General features: G+C 60.6%; 6 protein-coding genes and 1 pseudogene. All 7 read right to left on the bottom strand.

All coding sequences use genetic code 11. The features are described 5' to 3' along the window. The coding region (locus AC1DX0_RS34590; protein ID WP_477358866.1) for a biotin carboxylase N-terminal domain-containing protein at positions 1–239 on the bottom strand (239 nt) is incomplete at its 3' end. Between the two features lie 49 nt (positions 240–288). After that, positions 289–660 carry a hypothetical protein gene (locus AC1DX0_RS34585; protein ID WP_477219475.1) on the bottom strand — a complete coding sequence of 124 codons (372 nt, stop codon included), beginning with the start codon at positions 658–660 and terminating at the stop codon, positions 289–291. Positions 661–699: 39 nt separating this feature from the next. Next, positions 700–1017, bottom strand: a complete 318-nt coding sequence (locus tag AC1DX0_RS34580) for a hypothetical protein (RefSeq protein ID WP_477219474.1) — start codon at positions 1015–1017, stop codon at positions 700–702. Positions 1018–1110: 93 nt separating this feature from the next. Next, positions 1111–1488, bottom strand: a complete 378-nt coding sequence (locus tag AC1DX0_RS34575) for a hypothetical protein (protein WP_477358863.1) — start codon at positions 1486–1488, stop codon at positions 1111–1113. 36 nt (positions 1489–1524) lie between these two features. After that, positions 1525–1896 carry a hypothetical protein gene (locus tag AC1DX0_RS34570; protein WP_477219472.1) on the bottom strand — a complete coding sequence of 124 codons (372 nt, stop codon included), beginning with the start codon at positions 1894–1896 and terminating at the stop codon, positions 1525–1527. Between the two features lie 119 nt (positions 1897–2015). Continuing rightward, positions 2016–2213 (bottom strand): hypothetical protein, encoded by a 198-nt coding sequence (locus AC1DX0_RS34565; RefSeq protein ID WP_477219471.1) that lies wholly within the window; start codon positions 2211–2213, stop codon positions 2016–2018. Between the two features lie 71 nt (positions 2214–2284). Then, a pseudogene (locus AC1DX0_RS34560) lies at positions 2285–2470 on the bottom strand (biotin carboxylase N-terminal domain-containing protein); the annotation flags it as partial. Between the last annotated feature and the right edge of the window lies 1 nt (position 2471).

Genomic DNA, 2471 nt, shown 5'->3' with positions numbered 1-2471 from the left:
GGATGGATGGCCTGCGCCCCCGTCGAAAGCGCCGCCGCGACGATCTTGTCGCCGCGCAGATAACTTTCRCCGACMGGCGAGGGRCCGATATGCACAGCCTCGTCGGCCATCTCGACATGCAGCGATTTCGCGTCGGCATCCGAATAGACGGCGACGGTGTGCACGCCGAGCTTACGGGCCGTGCGGATGACACGGCAGGCGATCTCGCCCCGATTGGCGATCAGGATCTTGCTAAACATGGAGCCTCCCGGGTCTTGTCACGGGCGGCGCCATTGGGCAGGCGCCGGCTTACTTCGAAGCGGCGATCTCGCAGGCGCCGCCGTTCGTCACCTTGTAGTGCGCACGCGTGGCCGCGCAGGATTTCATCGCCAACACTTCCGCCACCTTTTGCGACGGCGCATTCAGCTGCGCACCGCATAGGATGTACAATGAAACCACCCTTGAATATGGGGTGGTGGCATAAGCGGAATGGCCACTGGCCGCAACATAGGCCTTGTACGCCTTGGCGCATGGGGACTTCGAGACGCCCAAATTCGGGGGAAAACGCTTGTCCCCCTCGCTGCCCGCCAGCGACGCGGCCATGCCGAAGCCGGACGAGGCGATCATCAACAACCCGGCCAGTATCGCCATGGCTGTTCGCCTGGAATTCGTGGATTTCATTTTGTCTCTCCCAAAGCGAAAAACCGCGCGCCTTCCAGCCTATTTGGAGGCGGCGAGACTGCAGGCGCCGGCGACGGTGACCTTGTATTTGCTCTTGCTGGCCTGACAGGATTTCAGCGCCAGTTCCTCGGCCGCCTTCTGTGACGGTGCATTCAGCTTCACGCCGCAAATGAAATACTCGCTCGCCGGAACGATTGGCGTTGCCGCGAAGGCCGAATGGCCGGCGGCTGCGACATACGCTGCATAGATCTTGCCGCAGCCTCCGGTGGTCCCCACGGGAATGTTTATTGGGTAACGCACGTCGCCCTTGCTTCCCGCCAGCGATCCAGCCATGGCGGCGCTGGAGGTCGCCACCATCAGCAAGCCTGCGACTATCGAGGTAGCTGCTCGTTTGCAGGTTCCGGATTTCATTCTGTTCACCCCATTCGGAAAAAAGTCTCGGCTGGTTGCCTACTTCGATGCCGAGATCGCGCAGCCGCCGCTTGCGGTCTTGACCTTCCACCGCGTCAGGCCGGCCTGGCAGCCGCGCAACGCCATTTCTTCCGCCGCCTTCTGAGACGGCGCGTTGAGCTTCGTCCCGCAGATGATGTAGAGGTCGACAACGCGCGAATAAAAGGTCGTGGCGTAGGCCGAATGACCGCTCGCCGCGATATAGGCCTTGTAGKCAACGTTGCATTCGCTCTTCGGACCGGAGCCCAGGGTCGGCGGGAACCGCACGTCTCCCTTGCTGCCAGCAAGCGAGCCCGCTGTCGCGGCACCGGCTGTCATGGCCACAAGCAGTCCGGCCAACATCGACACGGCTGTCCGTTTGATGGTCGCGGATTTCATTCTGTTTCCCCCAGGAAGAAGCTTGCGGTCCGAAACCTATTTTGATGCGGCGATGGCACAGGCCCCGGCTGTGGAAACTTTCCACTTTTTCCGGCCCGATTCGCAGGACTTCATTGCCTTGTCCTCCGCCGCCTGCTGCGAGGGTGCATTCAAGGAGATACCGCAGATTGAGAATTCCGTTCCCCAGGTGAACGGCGTCATTGCGTAGGCGGAATGGCCGCGCGCGGCGACGTATTCGCGGTAATGCTTGCTGCAACCTCCTGTCGAACCCGGTGTGATATAGACAGGAAAGCGAGTATGCCCTTTGCTCCCTGCGAGCGACTCTGCCTGGCTGGCGCCAGCTGTTGTGAATATAAGCAATCCTGCAAGTAGCGAAGCAGCCGTCCCCCGGCAATATTTCAGTTCCATTCCTGCCCTGTCCCCATTGCACTGCAAGAGCTAAGCAGTAGCGAATATTTTTCGCCGCCGCCAGTTCGTTGGCGGGAATTTTGGTTTGCCTGTGCTGATGAATCTGTTGGTCCATCAGTTCAGCCTTTCCGGAGCGCAGCAACGGTTCGCTGGTATAGTTGCGCCGTATGCTCGTCGAAGCAGCAGAAGATGATGGTTTCGGGCATGTTTTTCTCTTCGACGACCATGCTGACCGTGCCGACAGCGATCTCGGTCGCCTCGTCTTTCGGGTAGAGGTAAACACGGTCGAGATCGCCGGAAACGCCACTGTGCGGCAATCATTGGCGGCCGCGAGTTCTAGCGACCTGCGATAGCAGGACGCCAACAGTTCGGCTTCGCCCTTGCCGCCGCGCAGATAACTTTCGCCGACAGGCGAGGGGCCGATATGAACAGCCTCGTCGGCCATCTCGACATGCAGCGATTTCGCGTCGGCATCCGAGTAGACGGCGACGGTGTGCACGCCGAGCTTGCGAGCCGTGCGGATGACACGGCAGGCGATCTCGCCCCGATTGGCGATCAGGATCTTGCTAAACATG

The sequence above is a fragment of the Mesorhizobium sp. P3_A9 genome, from assembly GCF_056402975.1.
This window is presented reverse-complemented; position numbering and strand designations above follow the sequence as displayed.

Excerpts from the sequence above, each read along its gene's own strand:
- AC1DX0_RS34580 (WP_477219474.1), bottom strand. The coding sequence starts at position 1,017 with ATGGTGGCGACCTCCAGCGCCGCCATGGCTGGATCGCTGGCGGGAAGC.
- AC1DX0_RS34585 (WP_477219475.1), bottom strand. The coding sequence starts at position 660 with ATGAAATCCACGAATTCCAGGCGAACAGCCATGGCGATACTGGCCGGG.
- AC1DX0_RS34570 (WP_477219472.1), bottom strand. The coding sequence starts at position 1,896 with ATGGAACTGAAATATTGCCGGGGGACGGCTGCTTCGCTACTTGCAGGA.